Source organism: Mesorhizobium sp. P2_B5, from assembly GCF_056404775.1.
The window spans coordinates 222,761-237,880 of record NZ_JBFUDJ010000001.1; the positions used below are offsets into that span (position 1 = coordinate 222,761).

Below are 15,120 nucleotides of genomic sequence, written 5' to 3' on the forward strand. Positions count from 1 at the left end.
CGTTCCTGGCCAATGTGAAGCACGCCAAGTCGCGTGCGGCAGGCATCCTAGCACGGTTCCGGCGTGGATTTTATCACAGCGTTGGTGATGCGCATCGCAGCCGAAGCAAGCATCTTTGCGCTTGCCTTGAAGCCATCCTATTCTGCAGGGTAGTCACCGCTTGTGGGCATAAAATGTCGGTACTGCCTTTCCTGAGAATTTACGCGCCGCTGAACGCGGCGCTGGCTGCGCCCGGGCTCCTGGCGGTGGCTGCGCTCACGTCACCGAACATTTCGGGACGAACCAGACTGGCCCTGGTTGCCCTGCTCGCTGTCATTTGGGGCGCCTATCTTCTGCAGATGGCCGCAACGCTGCTCAAGCGCCGGGCGGGAGACGCACGGGACAGCGCGGCCGAAATCGCCATCGATGTGCTCGCGGTCCTGGTTCCACTCGCCGCATTTCTGTTCATCCGCACGCCCGACTGGAGCCTCTACTGTGCTGTCTGGCTGCTGAAACCGCTGCGCGACTCGACCTTCTTCCCGGTGCTGGGCAGGGTGCTGGCCAACGAAGCGCGCAACCTGATCGGTGTCACCACGCTGTTCGGCGTCGTCCTGTTCGGTGTCGCGCTCGCGGGCTATCTCATCGAGCGCGACATCCAACCGGAACAGTTCGGCAGCATCCCCCAGTCAATGTGGTGGGCGGTGGTCACGCTGTCCACCACCGGCTATGGCGACGAAATTCCGCAGAGCTTCGCCGGCCGCGTCCTAGCCGGGGCGGTCATGATGAGCGGCATCGGCATCTTCGCGCTCTGGGCCGGCATTCTTGCCACGGGCTTCTATCAGGAAGTTCGTCGCGGGGAATTCGTCCGCAATTGGCAATTGGTCGCCGGCGTGCCGTTGTTTCAGAAGCTCGGCCCGGCCGTGCTGGTCGAGATCGTGGCCGCGTTAAGACCTCGCACGGTGCCGGCAGGCGCCGTGATCTGCCGCGTTGGCGAGCCCGGTGATCGAATGTTCTTCGTCGTGGAGGGTCGCGTCACCGTCGCGACGCCGAACCCGGTGGAGCTTGGCCCTGGCGCCTTCTTCGGCGAGATGGCGCTGATCAGCGGCGAACCGCGTATGGCGACCGTCAGCGCCGCAACGGCGGTCTCCCTCCTGTCGCTGCACGCGGTGGATTTCCAGATGCTGTGCAGCAGCAGCCCGGAGATCGCGGAAATCATCCGCAAGACCGCGCTTGAGCGGCGCAGCGCAGCGCCGACGGCTTGACCGTACTGCAGTCCCGGTCGCGAAAGTGATCTTGTACATGACCTGCTCTGCGCGCCGATCTGTTTGTCGTGCCATTCATCGCCTGCGCCCATGAGAGGCGAAGCCAGATGGCTAGCACAAACTTTGTCTTGGAAGGGCAGGAGTCGCTCGAAGTTGAGCCATCGACCGAACAGATGAAGCCGGGTTCGTTCACACAGACTATAAGGCGAACGATGCGGGACGAATTGCTGGATAATTTAGGCCTGCCGCTGAGCTCAACCTGCAGGCATTCCTCGGCGTCCCCACCCGCGCGGACCAGAAAATAGGCACGTGCCATGCCAACAACGCTGCCACCAACGCTCATACGCATGAGCAAGCTGTGCGTATCGGCATTGCTCATCATATTGATTTACGGCCAATCCACCCTGTCCGCTGAAGAGCACGACAAGACCCTTCATTACACCTCTGGCGGCTCAGGAGCTGCAATCGTGACCGCAGGCTTCAACCTCGCTGACGTACAATATGTCGAGCAGCTCAATGCCCTGCCTGCGGGAATGAAGGGACTGATATGGCTGGACGAATCCGGCGGAGTGACGCCGCGCTTTATCGCGAAGGTAAAGCCCTTTATAGGCAACCCGAGGCTGTTTGGTTTTCGCCTCTGTGATGAGCCGGATATCACCGGCAAATATCATCCTCCGGCAGTTAGCCCGGCGGCGCTCAAGGCCGAAGCCGAGTGGATAAAGGCCAATGTCCCAGGAGCGGTGACGTTTATCACCCTTATGGACATGGGGTCTTTCGAAGCCCCCGGTTTTATGAACACGTTTAATCCGGCCAACACCGGAATCGATTTCTTCGGTCTTGATCCATATCCCGTACGCGGCAAGGCTTTCGATTTGGATTTCATCGACCGGACGGTCGAGGCGGCCGTTGCTGCCGGCATCCCGATCGACAGAATTGTGCCTGTGTTCCAAGCCTTCGGCGGCGGCAAATGGAAGACCTATACCGGCGCGTCCATGGACGTTTATGAACTACCGACACCAGACCAGGCGAACCAGATATTCGCGCGCTGGGCCGTTTACTCACCCAATCCCGTGTTTGATTTTGCCTATGCGTGGGGATCACAGAACGGGGACACCAAGCTGGGCAGTACCAGCCCGGAGGCGCTAAGCCTTCGCGCGGCGTTCAAGGCACACAACACGGCGCAGTAGAACGGCCGTGCTCATTCAGCCTTAAGATACCGCAGCGTTGCGTGGCCCAGATCCTCTGTAACGCGCTGCTGCATTGCTATCCGAACAGGCGATGCACTTGGCCGTTCAACTGGACGCCAAGCCCGCGACTGCGAAACCTGTGAATGATCGACTTGATTTCCTTCCAGCGGCGCTTTTCGGCCTGGCGCCTATGGAACCAAAGGCCGCCGCCACCGATAAGACAGCATAAGCCGACACCGAGTATGAAGAGAGGGTCGCCTTCCTCTCCGCCACCAAAGAATAGCGCGGTGACGATAAACACGCCGCCTGCAAGCAGGGCGATCAGGGCGACCAGGTTATAACCTGAAGACGCATGGTTCTGGCTGCAAAGAAGGCGATAGCGTTCAGCAAGCCGCGCTTCGTCTTCGCTCAGATTCACCGCGCAGCCCCCTGGCTTCCTACAACACGTTTATCGACCCGGTTCTCTCAATGTATGGGGTGTAGGCGACAAATGGTTCATTCAAGTGAGTGATGGATCGAAATTTTTCCACCCTCTGGAATCTGTTGGGACCTATGGCTTATCAGTCGCGGTTCAGCGCGGAACCGGTGCCGTCGCAGCCAAGGCCGTCAGCCCCTCGGCGAATGCCGTCCGAGGCCGAGCCGTTCCACGCCGAATGCTGCCTATCCCTAAGCCCCCAGCGTCGGCTCGGTATTCACCTCCAGCGCCTCTTCCGCCTCATCCTCCTCGCCCAGCACCTCGCCATGCACCCCCAGCGGTCGGCCGATCCAGATCGGGTCGACCAAATGGTCGCGCTTGGGGTTGGTGGTGTTGGGGTGGATGAGGATGCTGAGACCACCGTGGTTCAGCATCAGCCATGGAACCAGCGTAGCGAAAATCTCGGTGGCGAAGGAGACCTGGTACATGGCCTGCTCGTGCGGGCCGACCGGCTCGTCGCGCCAATTTCCCAGCCGCACGCGGAAACGTTCGCCGATGCGCAGGCGCAGCCATTCAGCATGCTGCCGCTCGGCCGGCCCGTCATAGTAGATATGGGCGTGATAGCTGGCGATCTCGGCGAGAGGCCTTGGCGGGCTGGCGGCGTCTGCGTTCACCTCGATGGCTCCCTCGATGATTGTCCCGCGGACAGCGTATACGCAAGGGAGCTACCCGGCCAAGGGGGCGTAGCGCGTGCTTGTCGTCTGCAGCGAACCATGCTGCCTCCGGCTTAGCTGCATAGAGACCCGCTACCGCGATTGCCTCCAATCAAATCCTGCCCATCAGCACCAGGATCAGCAGCACCACTAGGACGATGCCGGCGATGCCCGAGGGGCCATAACCCCAGGAGCGCGAGTGCGGCCAGGTCGGCACGGCGCCGATCAGGATCAGGATCAAAACAATGATGAGGATGGTGCTGACGGTCATTAAGAATCCCTCGCCGCGAAATGCGGATATGATGGGACAATGCAAAAGGCCGCCCGGTTGTTCCGGACGGCCTTTTGTCCGACTGTCCGAAGCTGGCTTATTCGGCGGCTTTCGGGAAGGCGATTGCCGGCTCGTCGAGCGGGCCCGGTTTCGGACTCGAGGGGGCATCGGGTTTCTTGTCGCGGCCGGATATCCTGCGGAAGAACGCATAGAAGCGGCTGTTCTTGCTGCGCGTGAAGATCATCAGCATGGATGGCGTCACCACCAGCGTCAGCAAAGTAGCGAAGGACAGGCCGAAGACGATCGCCGAGGACAGCGAAATCCACCATTGCGTCGACGGCGCGTTGATCGTCGTCTCGTGGTGGAAGATTTCGAGCCCAAGGCCGAAGGCGATCGGCAGCACGCCGAGAATGGCCGACACCGCCGTCAGCACGACCGGGCGGGCGCGCTCGCGGCACGTCTGCAGCACCGCCTCCATCTTGTCCCAGCCTTCCTCACGCAGCCGGTCATAGGTGTCGATCAAAACGATGTTGTTGTTCACCACCACGCCGGCCAGCGCGATGACGCCGATGCCCGACATGACGATGCCGAACGCCTCGCCTGTCAGAAGCAGGCCCAGGAACACGCCGATCGTCGCCATGACCACGCAGGACAGCACCAGAAGCACGCTGGTGAACTTGTTGAACTGCATCAAGAGCACCAGGAAGATCAGGAAGATCGCCGCGCCAAAGGCCTTGCCGAGGAAGGCGCTGGCTTCGGCGCTGTCCTCGTTCGAGCCGGCGAGCTTCCAGCGTATGCCGCTGTCGAGCTTCATGTCGGTGACCGCCTTGGCCACCTCCGCCTGCACCGCCGCAACCTGCGTGCCGGCGGCGACGTTGGCCTGCACCACCACGGTGCGGGCGCCGTCGATGCGGTTGAGGATGCCGACCGTCGGCTCCGGCTTGCGCACGACGAAGTTCGAGATCGGCACCGAGCCTTGCGAGGTCTGCACCCTGAGCTCGTCGAGCGTCGACAGCGTGCGCCGGTCCTCCGGCAGGCGCAGCCGGATGTCGACTGCATCGTCGGCGCCGGCCGGCCGGTATTCCGACAGCTTCAAGCCGTTGGTCACCAACTGCACCACGGTGCCGACCGAGGTCGGGCTGATGCCATACTGCGCCGCCTTGGCGCGGTCGACCTCGAGCGCCCAGTCGACGCCGGGCGGCGGCAGACCGTCGGAAATATCGATGACGCCGGGCACCTTGGCGATGCGCGCCGCAACGGCGCGGGCCTGGTCGTCGAGCCCCTTGGGATCGATGGCCGAAAGCCGGAGCTGGATCGCCTTGCCGGTGGGCGGACCTGCCTCCGGCACGCGCACCTCGACATCGACGCCGGGAATGCCGGCCATGACGGCGCGCAACTCGTCCAGGATGTGGTTCGCCGATTTCCGCTCGCGCCAGTCGATGAACTCATACTGGATGACGCCGACGACATCTTCGGGCACGTCCTGGCCGCCGCCCTGCGTCTTGCCTACACGGGTATAGACCGATTTCACGCCGGGCCAGCCGAGCAGCCGGTTTTCGGCGATCTTGGTTGCCGTATCCATTTCGGTCAACGAAAGATTGCCGCGGGCATGCACATAGAGCAGGCCGTAATCGGGCTCGACGCTGGGGAAGAACTCGACGCCGGCGCCATATTTCGAATAGGCGAAGCCGACGCCGGTCAAAAGCACGGCGGTGAGCACCAGCACGGTGATGGGGAAGCGCACCGCCTGCTTGACCAGCGCCATGTACCAGCCGTCGCGATTGTCGCCCTCGTGATGCTCCGGCGCCTTGGCGAAGATCGCACCAAGCGTCGGCGCGAACACCAGCGCGTAGAGCATCGAGGCCGACAGCGTCACGATCAGCGTGATCGGCATGTATTTCATGAAGTCGCCGATGATGCCGGGCCAGAACAGCAGCGGCGAAAACGCCGCGATGCGCGTCATCGTCGCGGCGATGACCGGACCGGCCATGCGCTTGGCGGCGAGCGCGAAGGCTTCGGCCTTCGGCATGCCTTCGCCCATGCGCCGTTCGGCGAATTCGGTGACGATGATGGCGTCGTCGACCAGCATGCCGACCGCCAGGATGAGGCTGAACAGCACGATCATGTTGATCGTGTAGCCCATCATCGCAAGCAGCAGGATGCCGATCAGGAAGGATGACGGAATGGCAAGGCCGATCAGCAGCGAGGCGCGGCCCGACAACGCATAGAGGATGACGATGAACACCAGGATGACGGCGATCATCACATGGTTCTGCAGGTCGCCCAGCAGCTGGTTGACGAAGACCGACTTGTCCTGCGTGTAGGTGATATTCATGCCTTCCGGCATGGTCTTGACGTAGGCGTCGGACACTTCCCGCACCTTGGCCAGCGTGTCGATCAGATTGGCGCCGATGCGCTTCTTGACTTCGATGGCGATGGCCGGCTTGCCGTTGAGGCGGGTGATCGTCTCGGCATCGGCGAAGGTCGAACGCACCGTGGCGATGTCCTTGGCCTGGACAACGGCATTGGGTCCGGCGACCACCGGCAGCGACGCGACATCCTCGGGCGTCTCGATCAGCGACGGCACCTTGACCGCGTATTTGCCTTCCGAGCCTTCGATGTTGCCGGCCGCGACCAGGCTGTTGGAGGCGCCGACCGCGCCGATCAGCTGGTCGAGCTGCAGGCCATAGGACGACAGCTTCATCGGATCGATGACGACTTCGACGAGGTCGTCGCGCGAACCTTGCAGAGAGCCTTCGAGAACGCCCGGCACTTCCTCGATGCGGTCGCGCAATTCGCGCGCGGCGGCCGTCAGCACGCGCTCGGGCAATTCGCCCGACAACGTCACCACCAGCACCGGGAATTCGGAAATGTTGACCTCGGTGACGACAGGCTCTTCGGCGGCCTGCGGCAGGTCGGCCTTGCCGTCTTGCACCTTGGAGCGCGTGTCCTGCAGCGCGGTCGCCAGATTGGTCTGCGGCTGGAACTCGACCAGCACATAGCCGCCGCCCTGGAAGGCGGCCGAGCGCATTTCCTTGAGGCCCTTCAGGCTCTTCAGCTTGCTTTCCATCGGCCGCAGCAGAAGGCGCTCGGAATCCTCCGGCGAAATGCCCTGATAGACCAGGCTGACATACATCATCGGAATCGGAACGTCGGGTTCCGCTTCCTTCGGCGTCGACTCATAGGCAACCCAGCCCGCCAGCAGCAGGAACACCAGGACCGAAATGGTCAGCCGGGCATTGTTGATCGCGAGTTTGACGATATCCATGGCTAACGCCTGTTCTCAAGATTTCAGGAGCCGCGTTTGCAGCCGGTTGTCCCCTCCCGGGGGGAAATCCCGGCACTACTGCGTTGTCGCTTCGCCCAACAGTTTCTGGATGGTCGCCTGGTCGGCCTCGACCGGCTTGACGACGTCGCCTTCTTTGACCAGCTCCTGGCCGGCGACGATGACGCGGGCATCGGCGGGAATGCCGCCAAGCACGAGGCCTCCAGGTGAATCGTCGACCAGGTCGATCGGGAAGAACACCACCTTGTTGTCCTTGTCGACGGCGCGGATGCCGAGGTCCCCCTTGTCGCCGAGCGTCACTACCGAGCGCGGTAGCATGACGGCGTCGGTCGGCTGCGCACTGAGCGAAATCTCGGCCGTCATGCCGGCCGGCACCGCGCCGTCGGCATTGGGAACGGCAATCTCGATGCGGAAGGTGCGGGTTGCCGACGAAGCGTCGCGGCTGATGTAGCGCACGGTGCCTTCAACGGTCTGGCCACTGACCAGCCGGACAGTGGCCTTGTCGCCGAGCTTGAGGTAGCCAAGGTCGCGTTCGCTGATTTCGCCGCGCGCAATCACCGGATCGAGCTTGAGGATGGTCGCCACCTCGCCGCCCTCCATGATGGAGCTGCCAAGTTCCACCGGCACCCGGTCGATAACGCCGTCGAAAGGCGCCCTCACCTCATTGCGCTCGAGTAGGGCCTGTGCCGTTTCCAGCAGCGACTGCGCGGAGGTCAGGTTCGAGCGCGCGGTGTCGAGCTGCAGCTTCGGCAAATTGCCTGACTTCATCAGTCTCAGAGCTGCGTCCAACTCGGCCTGGCGCTGCACAACCAATTGCTTGGCGTTGTCGACCATCGAGATCTTTTCTTCCGCCGCCAGCATCAGCACCAGATCGCCGGTCTTGACGTGCTGGCCCTGCTTGACTGGCAACTTGTCGATGACACCGGCAACGCGCGTCCCCAGCACCGCCCGCTTGTCAGCCTCGGTCAGTCCGGAAATGCGGATGGCGCGGGAATAGGTCTTGCGCGGCGGCGTAACCACCGCGACGGTGCGCAGCGGCGCCTTGGGCTCGGCCTCTGCGGCCTTGGCCTTGGCTGCATCCGGCGCCTTGGCCTGATCGCCTGGCTTCGCCTGATCGCCTCTCTTGGCCGCGCCTTCGACGGCGGCGCTACCGACGGACGAGAACGCGCCTGTGCCCATCCAGGCGGCGAAACCGATGAGCACAACAATAGCGGCAAGCTTGTGAAACCTGATTTTCGGCATCATTGTTTTTCCACTGCGGGGTTCGGCCAAATCGTTTTCTAACAGAGGGCCGTCTTGTAGGAGCTTCCGCGTCTTTCAACTCGGGCGCGTCGCCGATATGGGTGCGCACTGGGCCGTGTTCAATTTGCCGTGAACGGCGACCCGCGCTTCTACATCAAAGTTGCAGCGCAATATAGTCACAAAAGTTGCGCGATCATTGCGTCAGGGACACGGCGCGCCTGCCGCCATCCAGTTCTCGATTGCTTGATAGGTCGCTTCGGCCGAGCCGGGCGCCGGCTCACGACCGGCACCTGGCGCCCAGCCCCAGGCGACCAGTTTGTCGTCGCGCACATGCAGCGCAACATCCTCCAGGCTGCGGTCGCCATTGCGGTTGCGATCCTTGATCTCGGCGCAGATTTCCGCCGAGGATTTGCCAAACCAGACCATCTCGGCGGGCGCCAGATGCCAGTTCTCGGCACCGGGCGGTCCGTGCAATGCACTGGAATTGCTGGCGAAATGACATGTGGTGCAGCGCAGGCCCGGATTGCCGGAGCCGGAGCCGTCGGCGCCACGCTGGACGTTGAAGGCATGAACGCGCGTGCCGCCATAATGAGCGCCGGACCAGCGCGGCCGGTCGTCGGCGACATGACAGTCGGCGCAGCGCGGATGCGAGAACACCGCGTAGATCTTGTCCCATTCGGGCAAGCCTTTGGCGGTGTCGACCGCAATCGGCGCCGGTGTCTGGCTTTCTTGTGCGGTTGCAAAGAGCGCCGCTGACAACAGGGTGGCAACAGACGTCAGGATGATGAGGAGCTTTTTCATGCGAAGGCCACCGCCTTCGACAGCGGCAGCGTCCGGATGCGTTTGCCGGTAAGCGCGAAAATGGCGTTGGCCAGTGCCGGCGCCGCCGGCGGTGTGCCGATCTCGCCGACGCCGCCCATCTTGTGGAAATTCTCCAATATCGCGACTTCGAAGGCCGGGCACTGAAAAATGCGCATGGCATCGAAGTCGTGAAAATTCGACTGTTCGACCATGCCGTCGGCGAAGGTGATTTCCTGACCCATGGCCGCCGACAGCCCGTAAATGGCGGCCGAGATAAGCTGTGCCTCGATGATGCCTGGGTCGAGCGCGGTACCGACATCGGCGGCGATCCACATCTTCTCGATGCGGATGCCGGCGGGCGTGTCGGCGACTTGGACGATCTCGCCGACCCAACTGCCGAAGGACAGCGAGAAGGCCATACCCCTGGCCTTGCCGGGCGGCAGCGCCTCATCCCACTTCGCCATCGCGGCGACCTTCTCCACCACCGCCACCGCCGCCGGATAGGCGGCCATCAATGTCTTGCGCAACGCGACCGGGTCGGTCTTTCCGGCCACCGCGATTTCGTCCAGAAATCCTTCGTGGAAGAAGCCGTTGATCGAACTGCCGACCGAGCGCCATGAGCCGACAGGGATGGTGACCGGGGCGGCAATGGCGCTCACCCGGTAATTCGGGATGGTGTAGGGCTGGTCGTAGGCGCCATCGACGATGGTCTTGTCTGGCCCGATCGGAGATATCGAAGGGAACAGCCGGCGCAAGGTGCCGGCGATCACCGATGGCGAAGCGATCGTCATGTCGACGGCGACCGGCAGGCCGTCATCGCCGAGCCGCGCCCGGAACTTGCCGACAGCCGCCGGCCGATAGGCGTCGTGGCGCATGTCCTCTTCGCGCGTCCACGTCACCTTGACCGGCCGTCCCTCGGCCGCTTTCGCCATCAGCGCCGCGCACAGCGCATAGTCCATCTCGACTCGGCGGCCGAAGCCGCCACCCATGAAAGTGGTGTGGACCGTTACCTTGTCCTGCTCGATGCCGAGGACGTTGGCGCAGAGCTGGCGCACCAGGGTCGGCGCCTGGTTGCCGCACCAGATGTCGAGCACGCCGTCCTTCAGCCGTGCCGTCGCATTCATCGGCTCCATCGTTGCATGCGCCAGATAGGGCACGGCATAGTCGGCCTCGATGATTTTTTCGGGCGGTGCGCCGGCAAAGGCCCTGGCGACATCACCATTGTCGCGCATCGCCGACCCCTCGGCGCCAAGCGCCTGCTTCAGCACCCCGGCAATCGCTGCGCTGTCCGGCGGATATTCGGCATTGGCCCATCGCGCGTCGATCGCTTCCGCCGCCTTGAACGCCGCCCAGGTGTTTTCGGCGATGATGCCGAAGCCGTGGCCATAGTTGGTTTCGAGCGGCACGATCTTGATCACACCGGGCATCTTTCCGGCCTTGGCGAGGTCAGCGCTGACCGGCTTCGACCAAAAGCGCGGGCTCATCTTCACCGTGCCGTAGACCATGTCCGGCAGGCTGACGTCGATGCCGAAGATCGGCGCGCCGGTGACCTTGGCAAGCATGTCGATCCGCTTTTGCGGCTTGCCCAGCAGTTTCCAATCGGCTTTGTCCTTGAGCCGGACTTCGGCCGGTGGCGCCATCGCGGCAGCACTGACGGCCACTTCGCCATAGGTCAACGACTTGCCTGAGGCCTTGTGCAGGATTGAACCGTTGGCCGTTTCCAGATCGGCAGCAGCGACGCCAAGCTTCTGCGCCGCCGCCGCGATCAGCATCTGCCGCGCGGCAGCGCCCGCCTGCCGCATCTTGTTGAAACCATCGCGCGTCGAGGCCGAGCCGCCGGTGCCTTGCAAAGCGAGGAATTTGCCGACCACGCCGAGACCAGAACGCACCGCCTCCGCGGTCATGCTCTCGTCGAAGAAAGCGAACGGGCCGCCCTCTTCCAGGATCGCCGCATTGTAATAGGCGTAGGAGGCCGGGCCGTGTTCGACCTTGACCTGGTCGAGGCCGACATCGAGCTCTTCGGCGACCATGACGGCAAGTGTGGTCGAGATGCCTTGTCCCATCTCGGCGCGCGGCGCGACGATGGTGATCGTGTTGTCGGCGCCGATTTTCACATAGGGATTGAAAGTCGCCTCGCCAGCGGCGAGATCGCCCTGCAGCGGGTTCGGATAGGGCTTGCGGTAGTAGTAATAGCCGACGGCGACGCCACCGGCGATGGCGGCCGCGCCGATGAGAAAGCTGCGCCGCGCGATCTTTCCGACACTGGCCATGATCAGAGCCTCGCCGTCTTGAGGACGGCCGCCTTCTTGATGGCGGCGCGGATCTTCGGATAGGTGCCGCAGCGGCAGAGATTGCCACCCATGGCATTGTCGATGTCGGCGTCAGTCGGATCGGCGACTTCGTCGAGCAACGCCACCGCGCTCATGATCTGGCCGGCCTGGCAATAGCCGCATTGCGCGACCTGCTCCTCCAGCCAGGCCTGCTGCACCGGATGCAGCTTGCCGGGCGTGCCGATGCCCTCGATGGTGGTGATGGCGCCTGTCGCCTGGCCGACCGGCAGTGAGCAGGAACGCACCGGCTGGCCGTCGACATGCACCGTGCAGGCGCCACAGGCGGCGATGCCACAGCCGAATTTCGGCCCGGTCTTGCCGATGAGATCGCGCAGTGCCCACAGCAGCGGCATTTCGGGATCGGCATCGATGTCGAACGACTGGCCGTCGACTGTGAGGCGCATGGGGATACCCTTCGTTGTCGTCCATAGCCCGGGCGAAATGGTCGACTGCCATCTCGCCCTTACACGTTGACAAATTTCGTAATTTTGTCAATAGAGGTTCCGCAGATAGTGTCGCAGCCGTGAATCAGATCGAAGACATCACCACCACAGACCCCAGGCGCGTCCGCATCCTGGACGGCGCCTTGAAGGTGTTCCTGGCCTATGGTTTTTCGCGCACCACCATGGACGACATTGCGCGTGCCGCCGACATGTCGCGGCCCGCGCTCTATCTGCTGTTCAAGAACAAGACCGACATTTTTCGCGCCATAGCGATGATGATTTTGTCGCGCTCGGTCGAGGCGGCAAAAATGGCGCTGGCCCGCGATGGCACCTTCGCCGAGCGGGCGACGCAAGCGATCGACGAAGCGCTGATCTCGATGATGCGCACCGTCATTGCCTCGCCACACGGCGCCGAGCTGCTCGACATGAAGTCGAGCCTTGCCGATCTCGTCGGCTGCTGGCGCGACGGCCTTGGCGCGCATATCGGCATGGCGATCGAGAACGAGGCCAGGCGCAACGGCACCGACCTGGCGGCCAAGGGCCTGTCGGCGCGGCTGCTCGCCGACATGCTGCTTGACGGGCTGGAAGGCATGAAGGCGCGCATCAGCGACCCGGACGAACAGCGCACGGCCGCGGCCGCGCTGGTCAAGGTGATCGACCTCGCCCTTCAGGCCTGACGGCGCTCTGCCTCGGGCTTCTTGCGCGCGGCGAGGAATTCCTTGACCCGCCGACCCGGCGCCGGCCCGCGCACCGGCTTGAAGCCGTCGTCGAGTTCGCCGGAAAGATCGAGTGTCGGGCGGTTGCCGACAGCCTCGTAGTTCTCTTCCAGCCAGTCGCTCGCCGCTATGCGGCCAAGATCGCGCAGATAGGTCAGGAAGGCCCATTCGGCATTGACCTTCGACGACGCCGACAGATCCTTGAACGCCTCGTCGGCATCGATGCGATGCATGCGGATGTCGCGGTATTCGCCACGCGGCAGGCGGCCGGCGGCGATCAGTTCCTTGACGAAGGCGATCGAGCGGAATTCACGCAAAAGTCCGGCATTGAAGGTGATCTCGTCGATGCGATTCTGGATTTCGTTGGCGCTCTTCGGCGTCCCTTCGCGCACCACCGGATTGATCTGCACCAGAAGCACGTCCTCGGTCGCCGCCGTCTTGAAGAACGGATAAAGCGCCGGATTGCCGCCATAGCCGCCATCCCAATAGGGCACGCCCTTGATCTCGACGGCGCGGAACAATTGCGGCAGGCAGGCCGAGGCCATCACCGTGTCGAGATCGATCTCGCCGTCGGAAAAGACCCGCAACTGTCCGGTCTCGACATTGGTCGCCGAGATGAACAGTTCCATCGACTTGCAGGCGCGCACATTACCGAAATCAATCTCCTGTTCGACCACGTCGCGCAGCGGGTTGAGGCCGAGCGGATTGGCGACATAGGGCGAAAATACCCGCGACATGGTGTCGAAGAAGAAATAGCCGGGCGTGTTCTCGATCGACCAGTTGCCCCAGGCGACGTCCCAGGGCATGCGCTGCACCGGGCTGAACCGGCCCTTCGCCGCCACCGCGCGCCAGAAATCGTCGAGCTTCTGCCGCGCGCCGTCGACGCCGCCGCGCACAAACCCGTCGGCCAGCGCCACCGCATTCATGGCGCCGGCGCTGGTGCCGGACACCGCTGCAATGTCGAGCCTGCCATCCTCCAGCAGCCGGTCGAGCACGCCCCAGGAGAAAGCCCCGTGCGAGCCGCCGCCCTGCAGCGCGATGTTGATCTTCTTGGTTTCCTCCGCCTTGCCGTTCTTCGTCATGGCGTTCCTGTATCGGTTTGGTCGCTGCTGCCTTATCCCGCCCGGGAATCGGGCGGGTTCGACTGCAGCGGACTTATGTTGCAGTGCAGCATATAAGGGATGGCCGAGGCAAGAACACGAACACGGTCGCGTGATCACATGAAATTTTGGTCATAAAAGAAAAGCCTCTCCGCCGTGAGGCGGAGAGGCCATGTTCTTCCGAAATAGGCCTGGAGCCTCAGGCAACAAGCTTCGGCCCCGGCCCGACATAGCGCGACTGCGGCCGGATCAGCCGGCCCGTAGTCTGCTGTTCGCGCGCATGCGCGATCCAACCTGCGACGCGCCCGGCGGCAAAGACATTGCTGAACGCCGCTGGCGGAAAGCCCGCCGCCTCCAGCACCAGCGCGGTGTAGAACTCGACATTGGTCTGCAGTGAGCGCTGCGGCTTGGCGATGCGAAGCACCTCGAGCGCGGTCTGCTCGACCTTTTCGGCAAAGGCCAGCCGGCGGCCGGTATCGCCTTCACCGCCAAGTCGCCGCACCACCGCTTTCAGCACATCGGCGCGCGGATCGCGCACGCGGTAGATGCGATGGCCGAAGCCCATAATGCGCTCGCCATGCTGGACTTCGTCGCGCAGCCAGGTGGCGGCATCGCCATGCGCCTGGATTGCATCGAGCATCTCGATCACCGGGCCGGGGGCGCCGCCATGCAGCGGCCCCTTGAGCGCGCCTAGCCCGGCCAAAACAGAAGATGTCAGCCCGGCCTGCGTCGAAGCGACGACGCGGGTAGCAAAAGTCGAGGCATTGAGGCCGTGGTCGCAGACGGTCACCAGATAGGTGTCGAGCGCCTTTGTCAAAGCCGGCGACGGGACCGCCCCCTTGAGCATTCGCAACATGTCGGCTGCATGATCGGCCTTGGCGTCCGGTGCGATCGGCTGCTCGCCGCGCTTGAAGCGCAGCAGGGCCGGCGTCAGCACCGTGGGCGCCGCGATCAGCCGCAACGCGTCCGCTAGCGTCTCGCCGTCCGGCAGCAGCGCCATGCCGGCGCGCATGGCGCTGTAGACGTCAAGCGGCGACAGAAGCGGCAGCGAAGGTTTGAGCCGCTCGAACACCTCGACGCGAGCTTCGCCCAGTCTTGCCGCCAGTTCCGCATCGCTGGGCAGATCGTCGAAGAAACCGTCTAGCAGCAGGCGAACCACCTGCGCGTAGCGCCAGCGGCCGGCCAATTCCGGCAAGGCATGGCCCCTTATCGTCAGATGGCCGCCGATGCCATCGACATCGGAGAGCACCGTCTCCGCCGCCACCACATCATCGAGCCCGTTTGCCATGTCTCATCTCCTTGCAGCTTTGCTCGGCGAGATATAAAGGTTGACCACGCGCTCATCAATCTTGATCAATATAATCAATATCAGGGG

Annotated in this window: 13 protein-coding genes; 3 read left to right on the forward strand and 10 right to left on the reverse strand. The window is 63.3% G+C overall.

Going from position 1 to position 15,120, the window contains the following annotated elements:
• The first annotated feature begins 173 nt into the window (after window positions 1-173).
• Window positions 174-1,241, forward strand: a complete 1,068-nt coding sequence (locus AC1D1N_RS01180) for a cyclic nucleotide-gated potassium channel (RefSeq protein ID WP_477347339.1) — start codon at window positions 174-176, stop codon at window positions 1,239-1,241.
• A gap of 314 nt (window positions 1,242-1,555) precedes the next feature.
• On the forward strand, window positions 1,556-2,428 hold the full coding sequence (locus AC1D1N_RS01185; protein ID WP_436261767.1) for a hypothetical protein: 873 nt from the start codon (window positions 1,556-1,558) through the stop codon (window positions 2,426-2,428).
• Window positions 2,429-2,504: 76 nt separating this feature from the next.
• On the opposite strand, the gene AC1D1N_RS01190 is transcribed toward AC1D1N_RS01185, so the two are convergent.
• The 8 genes from AC1D1N_RS01190 to AC1D1N_RS01225 all read right to left on the reverse strand — a co-directional run bounded on the left by AC1D1N_RS01190 (window position 2,505) and on the right by AC1D1N_RS01225 (window position 11,890).
• On the reverse strand, window positions 2,505-2,846 hold the full coding sequence (locus tag AC1D1N_RS01190; RefSeq protein WP_112559615.1) for a hypothetical protein: 342 nt from the start codon (window positions 2,844-2,846) through the stop codon (window positions 2,505-2,507).
• Window positions 2,847-3,094: 248 nt separating this feature from the next.
• Window positions 3,095-3,517: a DOPA 4,5-dioxygenase family protein gene (locus AC1D1N_RS01195; RefSeq protein WP_352589946.1), complete on the reverse strand. Its 423-nt coding sequence runs from the start codon at window positions 3,515-3,517 to the stop codon at window positions 3,095-3,097.
• Between the two features lie 151 nt (window positions 3,518-3,668).
• On the reverse strand, window positions 3,669-3,827 hold the full coding sequence (locus AC1D1N_RS01200; RefSeq protein WP_112559617.1) for a DUF3309 family protein: 159 nt from the start codon (window positions 3,825-3,827) through the stop codon (window positions 3,669-3,671).
• A gap of 97 nt (window positions 3,828-3,924) precedes the next feature.
• Complete coding sequence (locus AC1D1N_RS01205) at window positions 3,925-7,095, reverse strand: efflux RND transporter permease subunit (RefSeq protein ID WP_477346203.1); 3,171 nt, start codon at window positions 7,093-7,095, stop codon at window positions 3,925-3,927.
• 75 nt (window positions 7,096-7,170) lie between these two features.
• A complete protein-coding gene (locus tag AC1D1N_RS01210) occupies window positions 7,171-8,355 on the reverse strand; it encodes an efflux RND transporter periplasmic adaptor subunit (protein WP_436262082.1) in 1,185 nt (394 codons plus the stop codon).
• Window positions 8,356-8,556: 201 nt separating this feature from the next.
• On the reverse strand, window positions 8,557-9,156 hold the full coding sequence (locus tag AC1D1N_RS01215; RefSeq protein ID WP_436261769.1) for a hypothetical protein: 600 nt from the start codon (window positions 9,154-9,156) through the stop codon (window positions 8,557-8,559).
• On the reverse strand, window positions 9,153-11,426 hold the full coding sequence (locus AC1D1N_RS01220; RefSeq protein WP_477346204.1) for a xanthine dehydrogenase family protein molybdopterin-binding subunit: 2,274 nt from the start codon (window positions 11,424-11,426) through the stop codon (window positions 9,153-9,155). Before AC1D1N_RS01220 ends, AC1D1N_RS01215 begins: the two co-directional genes overlap by 4 nt.
• Window positions 11,427-11,428: 2 nt before the next feature.
• The gene (locus AC1D1N_RS01225; protein WP_112559621.1) at window positions 11,429-11,890 is read right to left on the reverse strand and encodes a (2Fe-2S)-binding protein; all 462 of its coding nucleotides are present in this window, start codon (window positions 11,888-11,890) and stop codon (window positions 11,429-11,431) included.
• Between the two features lie 119 nt (window positions 11,891-12,009).
• Here AC1D1N_RS01225 and AC1D1N_RS01230 point away from each other — a divergent pair, with 119 nt between their 5' ends.
• Window positions 12,010-12,606: a TetR/AcrR family transcriptional regulator gene (locus AC1D1N_RS01230; protein ID WP_436261771.1), complete on the forward strand. Its 597-nt coding sequence runs from the start codon at window positions 12,010-12,012 to the stop codon at window positions 12,604-12,606.
• Here AC1D1N_RS01230 and AC1D1N_RS01235 read toward each other — a convergent pair.
• Together AC1D1N_RS01235 and AC1D1N_RS01240 are read right to left on the reverse strand one after the other, a co-directional pair.
• Window positions 12,597-13,727, reverse strand: a complete 1,131-nt coding sequence (locus AC1D1N_RS01235) for a patatin-like phospholipase family protein (protein WP_477346205.1) — start codon at window positions 13,725-13,727, stop codon at window positions 12,597-12,599. The genes AC1D1N_RS01230 and AC1D1N_RS01235 overlap by 10 nt on opposite strands.
• 217 nt (window positions 13,728-13,944) lie before the next feature.
• Window positions 13,945-15,033 (reverse strand): citrate synthase/methylcitrate synthase, encoded by a 1,089-nt coding sequence (locus AC1D1N_RS01240; RefSeq protein ID WP_477346206.1) that lies wholly within the window; start codon window positions 15,031-15,033, stop codon window positions 13,945-13,947.
• Between the last annotated feature and the right edge of the window lie 87 nt (window positions 15,034-15,120).